The 17,065-nt window shown below is 54.7% G+C and carries 17 protein-coding genes, 1 tRNA gene and 1 pseudogene; 13 read left to right on the top strand and 6 right to left on the bottom strand.

Features of this window, described 5'->3' with window-relative positions; all coding sequences use genetic code 11:
- Nucleotides 1-65: 65 nt before the first annotated feature.
- The 6 genes from KHU30_RS04345 to KHU30_RS04320 all read left to right on the top strand — a co-directional run bounded on the left by KHU30_RS04345 (nt 66) and on the right by KHU30_RS04320 (nt 4,361).
- A complete protein-coding gene (locus tag KHU30_RS04345; RefSeq protein ID WP_211441380.1) occupies nt 66-425 on the top strand; it encodes a holin in 360 nt (119 codons plus the stop codon).
- Nucleotides 409-675 (top strand): hypothetical protein, encoded by a 267-nt coding sequence (locus KHU30_RS04340; RefSeq protein WP_211441379.1) that lies wholly within the window; start codon nt 409-411, stop codon nt 673-675. Before KHU30_RS04345 ends, KHU30_RS04340 begins: the two co-directional genes overlap by 17 nt.
- On the top strand, nt 672-1,328 hold the full coding sequence (locus KHU30_RS04335; protein WP_211441378.1) for a glycoside hydrolase family 19 protein: 657 nt from the start codon (nt 672-674) through the stop codon (nt 1,326-1,328). Before KHU30_RS04340 ends, KHU30_RS04335 begins: the two co-directional genes overlap by 4 nt.
- The gene (locus KHU30_RS04330; protein WP_211441377.1) at nt 1,325-1,849 is read left to right on the top strand and encodes a hypothetical protein; all 525 of its coding nucleotides are present in this window, start codon (nt 1,325-1,327) and stop codon (nt 1,847-1,849) included. The genes KHU30_RS04335 and KHU30_RS04330 overlap by 4 nt, the downstream gene beginning before the upstream one ends.
- Before the next feature lie 749 nt (nt 1,850-2,598).
- Entirely contained in the window at nt 2,599-3,654 is a 1,056-nt protein-coding gene (locus KHU30_RS04325; protein ID WP_211441376.1) for an AraC family transcriptional regulator, read from the top strand.
- 446 nt (nt 3,655-4,100) lie between these two features.
- Nucleotides 4,101-4,361 (top strand): hypothetical protein, encoded by a 261-nt coding sequence (locus KHU30_RS04320; RefSeq protein ID WP_211441375.1) that lies wholly within the window; start codon nt 4,101-4,103, stop codon nt 4,359-4,361.
- Nucleotides 4,362-4,719: 358 nt separating this feature from the next.
- Here KHU30_RS04320 and KHU30_RS25645 read toward each other — a convergent pair whose 3' ends face one another.
- A complete protein-coding gene (locus KHU30_RS25645; protein ID WP_211441374.1) occupies nt 4,720-4,872 on the bottom strand; it encodes a hypothetical protein in 153 nt (50 codons plus the stop codon).
- 304 nt (nt 4,873-5,176) lie between these two features.
- Between KHU30_RS25645 and KHU30_RS04310 the strand changes: the two genes are divergently transcribed.
- The 3 genes and pseudogenes from KHU30_RS04310 (at nt 5,177) to KHU30_RS25635 (ending at nt 9,310) form a co-directional block, all read left to right on the top strand.
- Nucleotides 5,177-5,575, top strand: coding sequence for a transposase (locus KHU30_RS04310; RefSeq protein ID WP_211441373.1), 399 nt, complete (start codon nt 5,177-5,179; stop codon nt 5,573-5,575).
- Between the two features lie 153 nt (nt 5,576-5,728).
- Nucleotides 5,729-5,836: pseudogene (locus KHU30_RS25640) on the top strand (ESPR domain-containing protein); the annotation flags it as partial.
- 33 nt (nt 5,837-5,869) lie between these two features.
- The gene (locus KHU30_RS25635) at nt 5,870-9,310 is read left to right on the top strand and encodes a YadA-like family protein (protein WP_456236961.1); all 3,441 of its coding nucleotides are present in this window, start codon (nt 5,870-5,872) and stop codon (nt 9,308-9,310) included.
- Nucleotides 9,311-9,604: 294 nt separating this feature from the next.
- Here KHU30_RS25635 and KHU30_RS04300 read toward each other — a convergent pair.
- The 3 genes from KHU30_RS04300 to KHU30_RS04290 all read right to left on the bottom strand — a co-directional run bounded on the left by KHU30_RS04300 (nt 9,605) and on the right by KHU30_RS04290 (nt 10,847).
- Nucleotides 9,605-9,691 (bottom strand) — tRNA-Leu (locus KHU30_RS04300).
- 144 nt (nt 9,692-9,835) lie between these two features.
- On the bottom strand, nt 9,836-10,375 hold the full coding sequence (locus KHU30_RS04295) for a cysteine hydrolase family protein (protein ID WP_211441372.1): 540 nt from the start codon (nt 10,373-10,375) through the stop codon (nt 9,836-9,838).
- A 94-nt stretch (nt 10,376-10,469) separates the two neighbouring features.
- Nucleotides 10,470-10,847 (bottom strand): DUF805 domain-containing protein, encoded by a 378-nt coding sequence (locus tag KHU30_RS04290; protein ID WP_230411431.1) that lies wholly within the window; start codon nt 10,845-10,847, stop codon nt 10,470-10,472.
- 615 nt (nt 10,848-11,462) lie between these two features.
- Between KHU30_RS04290 and KHU30_RS04285 the strand changes: the two genes are divergently transcribed.
- On the top strand, nt 11,463-14,108 hold the full coding sequence (locus tag KHU30_RS04285; RefSeq protein WP_230427178.1) for an autotransporter serine protease: 2,646 nt from the start codon (nt 11,463-11,465) through the stop codon (nt 14,106-14,108).
- Nucleotides 14,109-14,161: 53 nt separating this feature from the next.
- On the opposite strand, the gene KHU30_RS04280 is transcribed toward KHU30_RS04285, so the two are convergent.
- Nucleotides 14,162-14,533, bottom strand: a complete 372-nt coding sequence (locus KHU30_RS04280) for an H-NS histone family protein (protein WP_230427177.1) — start codon at nt 14,531-14,533, stop codon at nt 14,162-14,164.
- 110 nt (nt 14,534-14,643) lie between these two features.
- On the opposite strand from KHU30_RS04280, the gene KHU30_RS04275 reads away from it, so the two are divergent.
- Nucleotides 14,644-15,066 (top strand): hypothetical protein, encoded by a 423-nt coding sequence (locus KHU30_RS04275; protein ID WP_211441370.1) that lies wholly within the window; start codon nt 14,644-14,646, stop codon nt 15,064-15,066.
- A gap of 179 nt (nt 15,067-15,245) precedes the next feature.
- Nucleotides 15,246-15,560 carry a hypothetical protein gene (locus KHU30_RS04270; protein WP_230411434.1) on the top strand — a complete coding sequence of 105 codons (315 nt, stop codon included), beginning with the start codon at nt 15,246-15,248 and terminating at the stop codon, nt 15,558-15,560.
- A 16-nt stretch (nt 15,561-15,576) separates the two neighbouring features.
- On the opposite strand, the gene KHU30_RS04265 is transcribed toward KHU30_RS04270, so the two are convergent.
- Complete coding sequence (locus KHU30_RS04265; protein WP_211441369.1) at nt 15,577-15,930, bottom strand: hypothetical protein; 354 nt, start codon at nt 15,928-15,930, stop codon at nt 15,577-15,579.
- Nucleotides 15,931-16,210: 280 nt separating this feature from the next.
- Here KHU30_RS04265 and KHU30_RS04260 point away from each other — a divergent pair, with 280 nt between their 5' ends.
- Nucleotides 16,211-17,044 carry an isocitrate lyase/PEP mutase family protein gene (locus tag KHU30_RS04260; RefSeq protein ID WP_211441368.1) on the top strand — a complete coding sequence of 278 codons (834 nt, stop codon included), beginning with the start codon at nt 16,211-16,213 and terminating at the stop codon, nt 17,042-17,044.
- The last annotated feature ends 21 nt before the right edge of the window (nt 17,045-17,065 follow it).

The raw sequence follows: 17,065 nt of genomic DNA, 5'->3' as shown, positions 1-17,065 counted from the left end.
AAGGCAATCAGTCGATAGGGGCAATGTGGTTCTCCTGCCGGCGCAGATCATTAATGGGAAGAGGCATGGCAGAACCAACAAGCACGCTAGCGGCGATATGGCTGGCAATCACGAAATACCTATTGCCGCTGCTGCCCGGGGCGGTGGGATCGGCGGTTGCCCTGAAATTTCTGGGGGATGGTTTGAACTGGTGGCAGAAACTGTCCAGTTTTGCCGCCGGCCTGGCGTGTGCCGTCTACATTGCTCCGGTGCTGATCGATTGGTTCGTCATCACCGGCGCGCGGACCCATTCCGGTATCGAGTTCCTGGTTGGTTTGTTTGCGCTGGCTACGGCGCGCGAAGTATTTAAGGAAATTAACGAAGCGGACATCATCGGCACGTTGAAGCGCCGCTATTTGGGAGCCAAAAATGATCCAACTAATTAATACGCTGGCTAACCTGGTGTTGCTGGTGTTTTGTTTGTGGGCGGTGCTGAACAGGCATCTGGAAACGCGGGCACTGGGTACTTCCGCACTGTCCCTGGTGGCGATCACGTCCTTTGTGAACATCATGCGGCCGGATGTCTTGGGTTTCTGGAGCGAGCAATCTGAGGTGGTGTCAAATGTGGCTGTCGCGATTCTGGCTGTCTGGTTCTGGCGCCGGTGGCGTCAATGCAACTACCTGAGGAAGCGATGAATCTCTCCGCTTTCCAGCTCTCGACTGCTTTGCTTATACCTACCGCGCGTGCCACGGATTGGGCGACACCGATCAATGCGGCAATGAGTGAGTTCGGCATCAGCACGCCGGCACGATGTGTGGCTTTCATTGCGCAGATCGGTCACGAAAGTGCTGGGCTGTCTCGCTTGTCCGAGTCGTTTGACTATTCGGTGCAGGGATTGATTGGCACCTTTGGCAAGCGCATTGCTGCCCACGCCGCCGTGCTCGGTCGCCAACCAGGAGAAAAGATGGTGCCGCTAGAACGCCAGATCCGGATCGCCAACATCGTCTACGCCAATCGCTACGGCAATGGCGACGTCGCCTCCGGCGATGGCTGGCGCTATCGAGGTGGTGGTCTGAAGCAGATCACGTTTCGCGATAACTACGCAGCGTGCGCGGCGGCACTGGGTATTGATTGTGTCGCGGCCCCGCAGCGGCTTTCCACGGACTGGGCGCTGGCGGCTCGCTCGGCGGGTTGGTTCTGGCTTTCGATTGGTGGCAATGCCTATGTCGATAGAGGGGATTTTGATGGGCTGTCGACGCGGATTAATGGTGCCGGCATCACAGCTGAGAGCCTGTCCGCGCGGCACGCGCGTTGGGTGGCGTGCAAAAGCGGCTTGGGAGTCGTATGAATCTATTGAAAGAAATATTGCCCTGGTGGGTGCGCTGGTTGGCGCTGGTTTCGGTCGCCGCCGTGTTCGGGACGATCTGCTACAACAAAGGCAAGCAACACGAGGGTGAAAAACACATTGCCTACGTCAATCAACAGGCCGAGCACTCAATCAAAATCGCCAAGGCACAGCAGATTGTCGTCACGAAAACGCAAATCAAGTACGTCGATCGCATCAAGACCATTTACATCAAAGGAGAAACCATTGAAAAACAAGTGCCGATCTATATTACGCAAACGGATAATGTTCGCTTTGCTGTTAATGCTGGCTTTGTGCGCTTGTACGACGCCGCCTGGTCAGGTGAGGATCCCGGACCTGCCGCCGATTCTGACCGAGAACCCGCCGGCGTTTCGCTTGCTCAGGTCGCTGCCGTTGAGGCCGGTAATGCCGCCAGTTGTCGTGCCTGGCGAGAGTTGGCGTTAGGGCTGCGCGAGTATTACGCACATCTGCAAGTGACTACAAATATAACCAATCAATTTTAGTGGTTGTTAGACGTAAATCGATTCCTGGAATGGCTATCAACAGGAGCGGGCGGCGACGAGGCGCTCCGGATGCGCCGATGTTTGACGCATCTGCTTCATCGCTCTTGCCACAGTCAATGCGACGTGATATGCATTGTTATACATTGTTAAGCTATTGTTAACTAGACATCTATTTCACCAAACTTTATACTGAACTGTCTGTATTTACTCTCCCGGGTTAATTTGGTCCGCTGCCACGGGTTTGCGGCTTTTTTCCTATTTACGTTCACGACTACGGTTATCCACGCCCGCCCTGGAAGTTAAATGCGCTGCTTTAACGCAGTTCGCAAAAACGTCAAGTCCTCAGCTGGCAAGGGTTCGCGAGGAAATTGGCCGCATCAACACGACGCAAAATAATGCGGTTTACATTTTAAATTGAATGTATTACATTGGTCCAACCATTAAACCAGTGCGCAAACTATCTGTTGAGTATTGGTGTTAAAAATGCAATGTTTTCGGGCAGTCATGAGTCTGGATGAAACACAAAATTTCCTTGGTATGGCAATTCATGTTTTTTGTACACATTCATAATTTTTGCTGCAGCGGGTATCGCAATAACGAAACGGGCACTTAGGACAATAACGGAAATACTCTCGCCCCCATTACTCCGACAACCGAAAAGGAGGCACAGGCCAGATTAATCCTGAATAACTTAGAAGCTGCAATTAAGAATGAGGCAGCATTCGATGCAAAATTTGGGGCAGCATATAATGCATGACGACAATATCCAAAAACTTCACCAATCAGATGTTATAACGGGATTCACGTCTAGTGGTTTTGTACGTTTACTATTTGAATATCTGGAAAAGCAAGATATAGACCCTGAGGCTCTTCTCGGCATCCCACCTCCTGAGCCACTTGATCGCGGCTTGCAGCGCTATCCGATGGTGCAATGGCGGGCGATGCTGCAACTTGCTTCCGACCGATTGGATGATCCTCTTTTAGGTCTGCGACTCGGCAAGAATATTACGACTGCTCATTTGGGAGTAATGGGATATATATTGTCATCCTGTCAGAATTTGGCTAGTGCTATGATAAGGATGAGAGAATATGAGCGTTTGATACATGAAACGAGCCAACTTCACATTAACGTTCTAGATTTTGATTTGACTCTCACATGGGGTGCAGATCGCGGCCATCATGGGCCGCTTGTAGATGAATGTGGACTCGCATCATTCATTCAGATTGTCAGGAATATCGCAATCAAGACATCTCCATCAATTCAGGTTTGTTTTACAAACAAAACTCCACCGGATATTCAGCCCTATATCGATTTTTTTGGTTGCCCAGTGCTATTTGAACAGCCAGTGACTTCTATACGAGTCGGATTATGGCAGCTGGCCACAAAGCTACGTAAGCCTGATGAAATTTTGCTACAAATGCTTGAACAGTTAGCCGACATGATGTTAGAGGAGCTACCTCAAGTCAGTAGTAACATTGAACAGTTGGTCCGACAGTCTATAGCTCGATTAATCTACAATGGGGAGCCCCAATTAGAACAAATAGCTACGGAACTGAATATAACTCCGCGTACTCTTCGACGTCGTTTAGATGAAGAGGGGCTAAATTATCGGGCATTGCTAGACGATGTACGTAAGCATCTCGCTGAACGTTATTTATTGGATCCTCGCCTACGATTGGGCGAAATTGCCCAATTGCTTGGCTATTCCGAGCAAAGTGCTTTTACTCGAGCGTTCCGTCGTTGGACGGGATACACACCTCATGAAAGGCAGCAACAACTTTTACATGGGTATAAGCGGCAGTAGTCACGATCTGATCTGACATCCCTCCAGCAGACACTGGAGGTGCTCACCGATGTATTGAGAGCCTTTGTATGGCACAGCTCGAGAGCATCCTCTGAGAAAGACGGCAATCAGCAATGCATCCATCACCAGCCGTGCCGTCATTGTCGACTGCACCGAGCAGCCTACGATATGCCTCGAATGTCAGCCCAGTACGACCGCGATAAACAGCCAGCCTTCGCCATCGTACCTATCGAAAGTGTTTGTTGCATTGGAGGCATCAGGTTCATGTGCAATTGCACAACACTGAAAGTGTCATCACACCTATCGAAAGCATCCGTCACTCTGGGAGAGGGGTGCTAGGCTAATGTGCAGCCGCACAACACTAAATGTTAAATTATGTCATATGTAGTTTTTCTACATTTTAGAGCATTATTATTTCTCTTGGGAGTCTGCCGTGGAGAATTAATGTGAAAAATATTAACTTGAAATTAAATGCTATTAAGAAACAAAATCTCCTGGTGGAGAAGAAGAGCCGCGACCAACGCTTAGCCCTTGTGTTTGAATCTGAACAATATTTGCTAGGTATCGGTGCACCTGTCAATTATTATCGCTATGGCATTCTTATGCTACAAAATGTTCCTAATGGCCAAAATAAGAGCGGGGATGAAATAATTCCTAAATCTGCCTATAATTTTAAAGATTTAGTTGCTTTTCTCGCCAAAACATAAGTTTTGGAAATTCAATTATCCATCATATATATTGAGTTTCGCGCATTAATGAATATTTTGAGAGTTTCCGATTTTTCACGCATCGGCCCAATTTGTTTTTAGGCAGGACACGGTGTTTGGCGTGGCGACATGGTAGGCCACCGACTTGCTTTGATTCTCTTCACGCTTCTCGACGCCCGGTCGTGGGTCTCCAACAGGCGCCGAAATTTCAGCAACGTCCTCGCATCAGGCACCGACTCACGATTCAGAGCGAGTCAAGCAAAGCCCCGAATGGCCTGACTGTCGCAGATCGCATCTTTCATATCCATATCGGACAGGTCGAAACACTGTCGCACCACGTACATCCACAATACCCGCGCTAGCCCAATCGGCGGCAGGTCAGCGTCTTCTGTTTTCGGCTGAAGCGGCGCAATTCCTTCCTCAGTGCCGCCCACATTTTCACAGCATCAATCTCTGCGAAGAAGTGGTCGCGCCGTATCAACTTTTTCTTCGAAACATATTCAAGATCCAAAAAACTCCTTCACATGCTCATCCTGCTTGTTGTCAATTGTAGACAATTTTTGTAGCTATTGTCCAAATTGAAAATTTGACGCTATCGGAGAAATCAGAGTCTCCCTGGGGATTTTATAAACGAACGACCGTTAGGTCAAATATGGTAATTATTTGTCCGTTAATGTCAATGTTAAAGAATGACATTTCTTTAGAATTTGTTCGCAGGGGATTCCGTTGATAAAAAATTGAATCAATTATTTAATTTCTCTGAGGAAATGAAAAAAGATGTCGGGTAATTGTGGTTCGTGCATATAGGAATATTTATGTTTATTCGAGATGACCAATGGTCGCAATTAAATCCATTGCTATTGGGAAATAAATTCAGCGGAGGAACCATTGCTAAAGATAATCGGCTTTTTGTAGAGGCCATATTGTGGCACGTCAATAATCAAAGGCGGTGGACTGATTTGCCAATTGAATATGGTAGTTGGAGTACGTGTTATGTGCGGTTTAGGCGCTGGAACGAGAGCGGTGTTTGGAAAGATTTGGTTATTGCGATGAGCGATTTTCCTGAATTGGCGCGTGAATTTCAAAAAATTGCCGATTATGGTGCTCTATATGATGCTTTGGCTATAGCAAGATTGAAGCGTAAAGAGAATCGAAAAAGACGAGTAGATCAAATTCTTTCACCAACGAAAACTAAAAAAAATACTGTCGATTGATAAATATTTTTGATTCGCCGTTGAATTAATTTATATGGAAAATTAAGAATTTAAATATTGCAACGCACTATCTTTCCCAATATAGCGACGGGTTATGGCCATTCTTTTTAGACAGAAATTTGATTTTAAAATATAAAACCGAGGATATATATTATGAATAGAATTTACCGTGTGGTCTGGAGTAAGGTAACAGGTCAGCTATGTGTGGTTGGAGAGTTGGCAAAGAATTCCGGGAAAAGTAAAAAAAATACAAGTTGCAGCATCGTGATCGCGTCGATTTCGGTTTTGATCGGCATGGGAGCGTGTCACGATGTTCTTGCCGGCATAGCTGGAACGAATTGGGGAATGACCACAACGGATGGTAATGCGAACAGTCCTTCTGTCCGCGGTTCGTCTGTCGCTTCATCGTTTAATGGCATTGCCTTATCTGGTGCGGCTGATTGCGGAACGATATCTCCCATGAACGCCGCTGCTGTTTACGGCACGGGCACAAATAATACTGGTGGTTTCTACGGTTTTGGTACACAGACTTCAGCCGCCAGTTGGGGCACCCCACAAGGTGCTGGTGCTGGTCAGCCAGCAGGTTTAGTTCCTTGGCCAGGCGGTGGTACGTTTGGGAACGTTACGGTTTCAAGCGGTGATGTCGCGGGGATTACTACGCAAGCATATGGGATGAATTCGTTTGCGACAGGATGTGGTTCGCAAGCAAACGGAATGGGCTCTACAGCGTTGGGCTGGAATGCTTCCGCCTTGGGAGCCGGTGGTATTGCAATGGGTGTGAATGCGAATGCCGCAGCGCAAGGTGGAATTGCGCTAGGGACGCAAACTACTGCGGCGGCAATGGACTCCATTGCCCTGGGAGCGCTTGCCAATTCGGCTGCAGTTTCTGCTGTTGCCATCGGTGCCCAAGCTAACGCGTTGTATGCAGGCAGCGTGGCAATAGGCTCTGGTTCGACGACCGGCGCCGCAGCACCGACAGGCGCAGGGTTTCTTACTGGTCAAGCCGCGCCGCTGTCAGAAGTGTCAGTCGGTAGTGCGACGGCGCTACGTCGCATCACCAACGTGGCCGATGGTGCTGCTCCGCAAGACGTGGCGACAGTCGCGCAGTTATCAACTGGTGTGAGCACAATAAACAGCAATGTGAAATCGTTGTCAACTTCTACTTCTACTGGCCTGAGCACCGCCAACAGTAGTGTGTCCTCGTTGTCGACTTCTACCTCAACTGGTCTGAGTACAACGAAAAGCAACGTTACTTCGTTGTCTAGCGGTCTCAGTACCACCAACAGCAGCGTGTCGTCCTTGTCGACTTCGACTTCGACGGGCCTGAGCACGACGAACAGCAACGTTACGTCGTTGTCCAGCGGCCTCAGCACGACCAACAGCAGTGTGTCGTCCTTGTCGACGTCGACTTCGACTGGCCTGAGCACGACGAACAGCAACGTCACTTCGTTGTCCAGCGGTCTCAGCAGCACCAACAGCAGCGTGTCGTCCTTGTCGACCTCGACTTCGACGGGCCTGAGTACGACGAACAGCAATGTCACTTCGTTGTCCAGCGGCCTCAGCAGCACCAACAGCAGCGTGTCGTCCTTGTCGACCTCGACTTCGACGGGCCTGAGCACGACCAACAGCAACGTTACGTCGTTGTCCAGCGGCCTCAGCAGCACCAACAGCAGCCTGTCGTCCTTGTCGACGTCGACTTCGACGGGCCTGAGCACGACGAACAGCAACGTCACTTCGTTGTCCAGCGGCCTCAGCAGTACCAACAGCAGTGTGTCATCCTTGTCGACCTCGACTTCAACGGGTCTGAGCAGCACCAACAGCAACGTCACTTCGCTATCCAGCGGTCTGAGCAGCACCAACAGCAGCGTATCCTCGCTGTCGACGTCGACTTCGACAGGCCTGAGCACGACGAACAGCAACGTCACTTCGCTATCCAGCGGTCTGAGCAGCACCAACAGCAGCGTATCCTCGCTGTCGACGTCGACTTCGACAGGCCTGAGCACGACGAACAGCAACGTCACTTCGCTGTCCAGCGGCCTCAGCAGCACCAACAGCAGTGTGTCGTCATTGTCGACGTCGACTTCGACCGGTCTGAGCACAACCAACAGCAACGTTACGTCGCTGTCCAGTGGTCTTAGCACCACCAACAGCAACGTCGATTCTTTGTCGACTTCGACTTCAACTGGTCTGAGCACAACCAACAGCAACGTTACGTCGCTGTCCAGTGGTCTTAGCACCACCAACAGCAACGTCGATTCTTTGTCGACTTCGACTTCAACTGGTCTGAGTACAACAAACAGCAACGTTACTTCGCTGTCTAGTGGCCTCAGCACTACCAACAGTAACGTCACTTCGCTGTCCAGCGGTCTCAGCACCACTAACAGCAGCGTATCCTTGCTGTCGACCTCGACTTCGACGGGCCTGAGCTCGATAAACAGCAATGTTATTTCGCTGTCTAGCGGCATTAGCACCACCAACAGCAACGTCGCTTCCTTGTCGAGCGGTCTGAGTTCGACGACTAGCGGTATTGCTTCCCTGTCAACCTCGACCTCAACTGGTCTGAGCACAGTCAACAGTAGCCTGCATTCGCTGTCGGCCTCGACCTCGACTGGCCTGAGTACCACCAACAGTAACCTCACATCGTTGTCGACTTCGACCTCGACCGGCCTGAGCACTACCAACAGCAGCGTCACATCGTTGTCGACTTCGGCCTCGACGGGCCTAAGCACTACCAATAGCAACGTGACTTCGTTGTCGACCTCGACTTCGACGGGCCTGAGTACTACTAATAACAGTGTGGCTTCGTTGTCGAGTTCAACTTCAACGGGAATCTCATCGTTGTCGACGGGCTTGAGTCAATTAACATCTCTCTCCACTGGTCTGAATGGCATCCTGACATCATCAACATCTCTGAAGCCAATCGTGGATGCATCGGTAGCCGCCAGTGGAAATGGTGCGACCGTTGGAGTGACAACAATTGGCGGTGCCAACGGTGATGGTACAGTACAGACGCGTGGTGCTAGCGGCACTGGCATCAGCAGTGTAGTTGCAGCTACATGTACCACCGTCAAGGGGGTGGACGCTACTGGCTCCGGCTTGTGTGCTCAGGCGACCAAGGATGGCGCGACGGCATTTGGTTCTAATGCGCAAGCGACCGATGCCAATACCACCGCCGTCGGTTTCCGTGCTTTAGCTTCGCAGGCAGGATCAGTGGCGATTGGTAATAATGCGCAGGCTACCGGAGATCCTACTGTAGCGATTGGTCAAAATTCGCTGGCTTCAGGGAATAATTCGGTCGCGACTGGTGCGGGGGCGCAGGCCACCGCAAGCAACTCGGTAGCCCTGGGCGCCGGTTCGATAGCGGATCAAGCCAATACCATGTCTGTAGGATCTCCCGGCAGCGAGCGTCGCATCACCAACGTTGCTGCTGGTGTCAATCCGACCGATGCCGTCAATGTCTCGCAACTCAACAATGTGCAAAATCAACTGGGCAACGTTCAGCGTATCGCTTACTCCGGTGTTGCTATGGGCGCAGCGCTTTCGGGTGTGGTGATGCCGACTGTGAATCCTGGGAAAAGGGGGGTAGGGGTAGGATTGGGTTCGTATCAGGGCTATAACGCGCTTGCATTGCAATTTAAACAGGTTAGTGCAAGCGGCAATAGCGCGTGGGGAGCGGGTGTCAGTACCACAGGTCAAAACACCGTCCTCCAGGTTGGATACGGTTTCACCTGGTAAGTTTTGCCGGCAGCACATCATATTGATGTGCTGCCGCCGTTATTCTCAATTTTCGTGCTTAGATCTCGATAGACGTCGGGCGTAGAAGGCGGCGGACTCGAACTCGCGACAGCAGGAATCACAATCCTGGACTTTACAAACTGTACATGGTTTAGCGCCAGTCGCATCGGCAGCAGGTTTATGGGCGACCCGAGCGCACATGGATAAGCAACGCGAGCGACGTTTTTGCGGAGCAAACCTAGGATTGCGGAGCGCAATAAAAAAGGCTCTCATCGCTGAGAGCCTTTTAGTAATTGGTGCCCGAGGCCGGACTTGAACCGGCACACCCTTACGAGCGAGAGATTTTAAGTCTCTTGTGTCTACCGATTTCACCACTCGGGCAAGTTTGCGGGTTTGCATGAAAACCGCAAAAAGTATCGACAGAAACCGCCTGCGATACTGGGCAGGGCCGAATTTTAACAGGTTCTCCCTGCCAAGGCCATCTTCTCGTAAGCAGTTGCTTTGACAATAAATTGTCTGCCTAGCCTAGACGACGAAACTGACCTCAGCCGTCGCCACCGCCGTGATTTTCGGCCCAAAACTGTCGACGTTTTGCAATGTCGCATTTTCATGCGTGCGTATCTGCAGTCCTGTAGCGTGCGGTTTGTCATGGGTGGTGTGGGCATCGGACACCAGGGTGACCGGGTATCCCAGCGCGGCGGCGCGCCGGACGGTGGTGTCGACGCAGAATTCCGAGGCGTAGCCGCAGATCACCAGGCGATCGATGTTCCATGAGGTCAGCAGATCCTGCAACTCGGTACGGAGGAAGGAATCGCTGGTCTTCTTGCGCAGCTTGGTGTCGCCTTCTTTTATCTGCAGGCCAGCTTGCAGTTGCCAGCCCGGGGAATCGTACTCAAGCGGACTGGCGGGCTCCTCATGCTGGATAAAAACCACCGGGGCGCCGGCGGAGCGCGCCTTGGCGGCGAGGGCGTTGATACGTTCGACCACTGCATCGGCTTCAAGCGGCCGCCTGGCGCCTTCAAAAAGATCGTGCTGGACATCGATGATTAACAGAGCGGATTTCATATTGTCCTGCTGATGAAAGATGGGTGATTCCGTCAGATTTTCATTGTGCGGCATCCGCCTGGGTGGAAGGCGGGCGCCGTTGTTCGCCGGATTTTCAGGTTTCCGGCAGTGCCTGGCTGGCCGGTGCCGAACCGAATCTGTTCGGTTCTTTCGGTTCCTGGATCAGGAAGTAGATTTCGATGATCCAGCCCAGGACCGGGACAAATCCCAGCAACTGCCACCAGCCGCTACGATCTGTGTCGTGCAAGCGGCGTGTTGCCACAGCGATGGAAGGCAGCAGCGTGGCGAGCGAAAAAAGCCCGCTCAGCTTATTGCTGACGACGCCTGTGGCAACCGTCCCCAGTACGAGAAAAAGAATAAACCACCAGTATTCGGAGCGCGATGCTCTGCCATTGAAATCGACATACTTGGAAAAGCAGATCTTGATTGATTCTGTAAATGTCATGTTTATCCCCTGAAGTTGTGCCGGCATGGGCGAGACCTCCGTTTGTGACGGTGCCGATGCCCATGGAGTTCGGTAAGGTTACCGGGGAGTAATAATAACAAAAGCTGCCGCAATTCTCGTAAAAAGTTAGTTGATCGTAAATTTGGCGGCTTCGTCATATTTCATCCATTCCCCTCGTCAAGACTTCTCTCGCGCCATCTGCTTTGTGTGGTTATCTGGCCGCATAAATGTATCCATGTAGAAATATTTCTGTGAAGTAATGAAATGTAGGAAAAAGGCGCGCATACTTTAATTGCCCAATGGAAACAATGGGACTTATTACTATAGATGCACGACTGAGTATGTGAATGCAGCAGGCCGATATACCGATCGCTGATCGGGTTGAAGTTAATGCACATATATGTGGGAGGCGTTATGGGAAAAGAATTGTCTCGCCAGAATTCGCTGTCGATCATCTCGGTTGCTGTATTGCTAATGATTTCAGGTTGCGGCGGAGGCGGGGGTGGCAGCAGCAACCCGAATCCGGTCGCAACCCCCGTACCCAGCGTCCCTCCTGCTCCAAGTCCTGCGCCAGCCCCTGCTCCTACCCCGCCCGGCAATACCAGCTCCGTAACTCCACCGCCAGTCGCGCCGCCGCCAGCCATGCTGAATGTACTTGACCCCAGCAATGTCGCTGCCGCCCGCGCGCAGGGAATCACAGGCGCAGGCATTACCGTAGGGGTGATCGACACCGATTTCGATGTCAGCAATCCACAGTTTGCCGGACGCATCAGCAAGACGGTGTATAACGCCAGCGGCGCGGACGGCAATATGCACGGCACTGAAGTGGTGGAAGTGCTGGCCGGCAACACCCTGGGCGTGGCTTCCGCCGTGCGGATACAGGCAGCCGCAGCCGGCACCACGGACAATAACGTGCTGTTCAGCAGCCAGATGTACCAGGACATGTTCGCCAAGGGCGTGCGGATTTTCAACCAGTCCAGCGGCATCAGCAGCAGCGGCGCGACAGTCGGCCAGGCGCTGGCCTTGCACGCCATGTACCAGCCGCTGGTGGCGCAGCAGGGTTTGTTCGTCTGGTCCACCGGCAACGATGGCGGCGCGCAGCCGAACCTGAACGCCAGCCTGCCCAAGCTCTTTCCAGACCTGCAAGCCGGCTGGCTGGCCGTGACGGCCGTCAATGCCGCCGGCGGCAGCAACGGCTACAGCGCCAGCGATACGGTGCCGGGCATGATTTCCAGCTACGCTAACCGCTGCGGCGTCGCCGCCAATTGGTGCCTGGCGGCGCCCGGCGACTTCATTTCCAGCAGCAGCGGCGGCCGCGTCTTCGGCACCTCCTTCGCCGCACCTGCCGTGACCGGGGCGGCGGCGCTGGTGCAGCAAGCCTATCCCTGGATGAATGCCGACCTGATCCGCCAGACCATCCTGTCGACCGCGACCGACATGCACGATACCGCCACCTATGGCTGGGGCTTGCTGAACGCCAGCAAGGCGGTCAACGGCCCGGCCTTGTTTGCCCAGAGCCTGGCGCTGGGGCCCAACGTCAATGTCCAGTTCGACAGCGCCTCTTCCGTCTTCAAGAACGATATCGGCGGCGATGCCGGCCTCAACAAGAGCGGCAGCGGCCGGCTGACCCTGGCCGGCAACAATACCTATGCAGGCGACAGCAATGTGCTGGGTGGCAGCCTGAACATCACCGGCGCGGTTGCTTCCAATGTGAATGTTGCCAGCCTGGGCCGGCTCTCTGGTGTCGGCGGCACGGTACATGGCAATGTCAGCAACAGCGGCCGCCTCGACAACAGCGGTGCCGGACTGACGATCGGCGGCAACTATGTGGCCACGCCAAGCGCAATACTGGCCAACCAGCTCAACAGCACGCTGACAGTAGGCGGCGCGGCCATCCTCGGCAACTCGCACCTGATCGCCACCACGCCGGCCGGCAGCAGCGATCCGTCCGGCTATATGACGCAACAGGCGGGCGTGGCCAGGGTGCTGACGGCTGCCGGCGGCGTCAGCGGCCAGTTCGGCACGCTCAGCTTCGAAGCCGATGGCGTCAGCTTTACGCCGGGGGTGTTCATCGCTGCGAACCTGTCGTACCAGGCCAAGGAAGTTGACCTGCTCATCAGTCGCACCAATGTCGCCGCCATGGCGGCGCAGTCTTTCGCCGGCGACGCCACCCGCAACAATGCCGCCGCGGCCCTGGAGAGCGGCTTGCAGGCGGCCGACCGGATGGTCGCCAGCGGCAATGTCAGTGGCGTGAACGGGCAATTCCTGGCCAGCGCCGCCGCCGTGCAGAAGAGTGCCAGCGTGGCGGTCGCGGGACAGGTGCTGGACAGCCTGTCGGGCCAGATCCACGCCTCGGCGCAAGCCTTGACCTTCCAGCAATCGCAGGCCATCAACCGCGACCTGGCCAACCGCTTGTCGCTGCTGGGTAACCAGCCTGGCGGGCATGACGGCACAGGCCTGTGGGTCAGCGCCATCGGCGCCTCCGGCAAGCTGAGCCAGAGCGGCTACGCCAGCGGCGATACCTCCCTGTGGGGCGGCCAGTTCGGCGTCGATACCCGGCTGGGCGCCAATACCATTGTCGGCGTCGCCATCGCCTATTCGGACAGCAAGGCCAGCTTCGACCGTTTCGGCGGGCAATCGAAAAGCCGCGATACCGGCATTTCGCTATACGGCCGCCAGGCGTTTGGCGCGCAGGGCTGGTATGTCTCGGGACGGGCCGGCGTAGCGACAGTCGACAGCACGGTGACGCGCGAGGCGTTGATCGGCAGCAGCACGCAGAAGCTTGACGCCGAGCATACCGACAGCCTGTGGTCGGCCTATGCCGAAAGCGGTTATGTTTTGCCCTTATCCGGCAGCACGCGGCTGACGCCCTATGCCGGCCTCGCCTATGACCGCCTCAAGCGCGGCGGCTTTACCGAAAACGGCGGCGTGTTCGGCCTGTCAGCGGATAGCCGGGCTTACCGGCAGACGGCGGGCTTGCTCGGCGTGCGCGGCGACACCAGTTTCCAGTGGGCGGGCGGCGACAGCATGCTGCAAGCTTATGCGGCCTGGCAGCATGCCTTCAACGACGGCAATCTGGATTTCAATGCGGCTTTTGCAGGCGCGCCGGGGGCGGGCTTTACGGTGCAGGGAATAGGCTTGGCGCGCAGCAGCGGCTGGCTCGGACTGGGTTTGAATACGGCGGTGGATAAGCGCTGGGGCTGGTATTTCAACTACGATGCGCAACTGGGGGGCGGCGGCTTGCGCAATAATGTCTTTGCGCTGGGCTTGCGTTTTGCGTTGGATTGACATCAGGCGGTTGCCGTCGAAGGCGACCGCCTGATGTCAATCGCAGCCGTCAATCACATATCGCTGCCGGCGGGCGTTTCTTCAGCTGCAGGCGTCATTGCCGGCGCTTCGTCTGCCATCGCCGGGGAAGTTTTCATGACGCGCTTCTTGCCCATCAGACCCAGGTCCGCACCGGTAATGCCATATTCCTGCATCTTGGTTTTAATTTCGGTGATCACGTCAGCGATTTCGGCCTGACGCAATTCTTCTGCCTGTTTCCTCAATTGCTCGATTTGCGCTTGCAGTTCTTTGTAGGTCGTCATTTCTATTGCTTTCTTTCTGCGTTTTGGACGAGCAAGTATACCGTAAGCGGAGTGCGGCATGAAACGTCCGCCGGCGCCCGGTCTTGCCCCGTATTTTTTGCGTCCTGATACATGCTGTTGCAAACATTACTGAATTGTATCGACCATTCGGTTGCCGCAAACTATATTGAATACAGGGAGACACTGTTGTGGCGCCGCCCGGGGCGGCGGCATGGGAAGTAAGAGGTCTTGCTATGAAAAAGTTTTTGATTTTTTGGTTGGCTACGCTTGCGCTGCTCTTGTCCGGCGCCGCCGGCCCGGCGTTTGCCCGCAACGGTGACGGTTTCCATGGCGGCGGCATGCACAGCAGCGGCGAATTTCATGGCGGCTTCCATGGCAATAACGGCGGCCAATTTCATGGCAACGGCCCGCAAGCGCGCCACGGATTCCACCGGTTCAGGGATTTCCATGGCCGCGCCGTGATCGTGATCGGCGGCCCGTTCTTCTGGGGGCCTTACTACTACGATCCGGCGCTTTATCCGATGGGCACTGTCTATACTGCGCCTGACGGCAACTACAGCTACTACTGCAACGATCCTGTCGGCTACTATCCTGAGCTTTCCAGTTGCCCGAGCGGCTGGTTGCGCGTGGTTCCGGGAGAGCCTCCTGGCTATTGACGACCGGCGGCTGCCTTGAGCGCCATCGAGCAAAAAACGCTGCCCAGAAATTGGGTGGCGTTTTTTGTATGTCGAGGCAGAAAGCTTCAGCGAATTTCTCGGCGCGTATCTTGCTGCCAGCTAACATGGCAGGTAACATGAAGCTCTGAATAACCAGACCTTCTATCCCGGAGAAATACATGTCGATTCATATGATTGAAGCAGTGCGTTTTAATGTCGAAGGCGACCGGGTCGAAGAAGTGCGCTGGGGACGGGCCAAGCCGCAGGACGATGGCTCTATCGGCTGGGAACACAAGACGTCGGAGCAGGACGTCAGCCTGGTGGTCGACGCGCTGCACTTCGGCGATGAAGTGGCGACAGCATTTTCCGTGGATGGCAAGATTGTGCGTGGCCCCAGCATCGCGCTGGTGATCCATGAGCACGGCATCGAAGGCATCGGCATAGCGGAGCGCGACGCCTCCGGCCGCACCCTGGCCGATTTGCCGCGCTTTTAACCCTTGGCTGGCGGCGTCAGAAGCTGTTGGATGAGGCCGGATCCTGGCTTGTGCCGGTGTTGAGCGGATTGCCGGCGGTCGTTGCTTCACCGCGGTTTTCCCGCCACTGCTGGCGCTGCCATTCGAGTTCGCTCCACTGATCTGTGCGCCGTTTTGCCCAGTCGTTGCGTTCACGCCAGGCCGGCGCTATTCTCACCGACGGCGGCGCCATGAATAACGGCTGCACATGCATGTCCGCGCCATACGGAGGCGGCGCAAACAGCGGCGCCTGGCCCGCAATCGGCAGGCCGGTGCCATTGTCGGCAATGGCCTGGCCGGGCATGCCGGCCGCGATCCCGCCCAGGAGTAGTGCCAGCAGTATTTTTTCCATATCCTCCTCCGCTTGACCAGCCTGCATGAAACAAGCCGGCGGTAAAGTGTTGCGACCAAATCTTCAGGATTTCATTCTAGGAAACAAAGCCGCGCTAAGCTAATAGAGAATCGCTTGCTTGCCCGCTTTCCCCCCATCTTTGGCGATCGCCTGCATTGATTAGTTGCTGGTGGTAATGTTTATCGTCTGCTGTCCGTAAAAGTTGTTTTGATGTATCAATAACCGCAGGGGATTTTTCCAGGAAAAATCTTCCGGCACGATTTCATATTGGAGAGATTGAATGCCATCCCAGATCGAGAAAGCCAAGGTTTTCCAGCAGCTCCACGCGCGCGAGGGTGCTTTCATCATTCCCAATCCCTGGGATATCGGCAGCGCCAGGCTGCTGGCTTTGCTGGGATTTGAAGCACTGGCCAGCACCAGCGCCGGTTATGCGTTTTCCCGCGGATTGCTGGATGGCGCCATCGGCCGCGAGCAGATGATGGCGCACCTGACCGAACTGGCGGCGGCCACAGGTTTGCCGCTCAGCGCGGACCTGGAAAACGGCTTTGGCGATTCGCCCGCAACGGTGGCGGAAACTATCCGGCTGGCGGCGGCCACCGGCATCGTCGGCGGTTCCATCGAAGACGCCAGCGGCCGGCGCGAGGATCCGATTTACCCGCTGGCGTTTGCGGTTGAGCGGATACGCGCCGCCGCCGAGGCGGCACGCGCGCTGGATTTCCCGTTCACGCTGACCGCACGGGCAGAAAATTTCCTGGTCGGCCGCGCCGATCTGGCAGACACCATCAAACGGCTGCAAGCCTATCAGGAAGCCGGCGCCGACGTGCTGTACGCGCCCGGCCTGAAAAGCAGGGAAGATATTGCCGCCGTGGTCAGTGCGCTGGACAAGCCGGTGAATGTCGTCATGGGATTGCAAGGCGTGCAGCTCAGCTTGCAAGAGCTGGCGCAGATCGGCGTCAAGCGGGTCAGCGTCGGCGGTTCTCTGGCGCGCGCGGCGCTCGGCGCCTTCCTGCGGGCAGCCGAGGAAATGCGCGAGCATGGCACTTTCACCTACGGCAATGAAGCGGTCGGCATGCGCCAGATCAGCGAGATGCTGCAGGCCGCAGACAAGCTTTAAGCGGCAAAGAGCTTAATTAAG

The sequence above is a fragment of the Collimonas humicola genome (assembly GCF_018304945.1).
GTDB lineage: Bacteria > Pseudomonadota > Gammaproteobacteria > Burkholderiales > Burkholderiaceae_D > Collimonas > Collimonas humicola.
Note: the sequence above shows the minus strand (reverse complement) of the source record. Positions and strands in the feature narration are given on the sequence as shown.

Excerpts from the sequence above, each read along its gene's own strand:
- KHU30_RS04260 (WP_211441368.1), top strand. The coding sequence starts at position 16,211 with ATGCCATCCCAGATCGAGAAAGCCAAGGTTTTCCAGCAGCTCCACGCG.
- KHU30_RS04290 (WP_230411431.1), bottom strand. The coding sequence starts at position 10,847 with ATGCCGGCACAACTTCAGGGGATAAACATGACATTTACAGAATCAATC.
- KHU30_RS04340 (WP_211441379.1), top strand. The coding sequence starts at position 409 with ATGATCCAACTAATTAATACGCTGGCTAACCTGGTGTTGCTGGTGTTT.
- KHU30_RS04330 (WP_211441377.1), top strand. The coding sequence starts at position 1,325 with ATGAATCTATTGAAAGAAATATTGCCCTGGTGGGTGCGCTGGTTGGCG.
- KHU30_RS04270 (WP_230411434.1), top strand. The coding sequence starts at position 15,246 with ATGTCGATTCATATGATTGAAGCAGTGCGTTTTAATGTCGAAGGCGAC.
- KHU30_RS04345 (WP_211441380.1), top strand. The coding sequence starts at position 66 with ATGGCAGAACCAACAAGCACGCTAGCGGCGATATGGCTGGCAATCACG.
- KHU30_RS04310 (WP_211441373.1), top strand. The coding sequence starts at position 5,177 with ATGTTTATTCGAGATGACCAATGGTCGCAATTAAATCCATTGCTATTG.
- KHU30_RS04295 (WP_211441372.1), bottom strand. The coding sequence starts at position 10,375 with ATGAAATCCGCTCTGTTAATCATCGATGTCCAGCACGATCTTTTTGAA.
- KHU30_RS25635 (WP_456236961.1), top strand. The coding sequence starts at position 5,870 with ATGGGAGCGTGTCACGATGTTCTTGCCGGCATAGCTGGAACGAATTGG.
- KHU30_RS04335 (WP_211441378.1), top strand. The coding sequence starts at position 672 with ATGAATCTCTCCGCTTTCCAGCTCTCGACTGCTTTGCTTATACCTACC.
- KHU30_RS04325 (WP_211441376.1), top strand. The coding sequence starts at position 2,599 with ATGCATGACGACAATATCCAAAAACTTCACCAATCAGATGTTATAACG.
- KHU30_RS04275 (WP_211441370.1), top strand. The coding sequence starts at position 14,644 with ATGAAAAAGTTTTTGATTTTTTGGTTGGCTACGCTTGCGCTGCTCTTG.
- KHU30_RS04285 (WP_230427178.1), top strand. The coding sequence starts at position 11,463 with ATGCTGAATGTACTTGACCCCAGCAATGTCGCTGCCGCCCGCGCGCAG.
- KHU30_RS04265 (WP_211441369.1), bottom strand. The coding sequence starts at position 15,930 with ATGGAAAAAATACTGCTGGCACTACTCCTGGGCGGGATCGCGGCCGGC.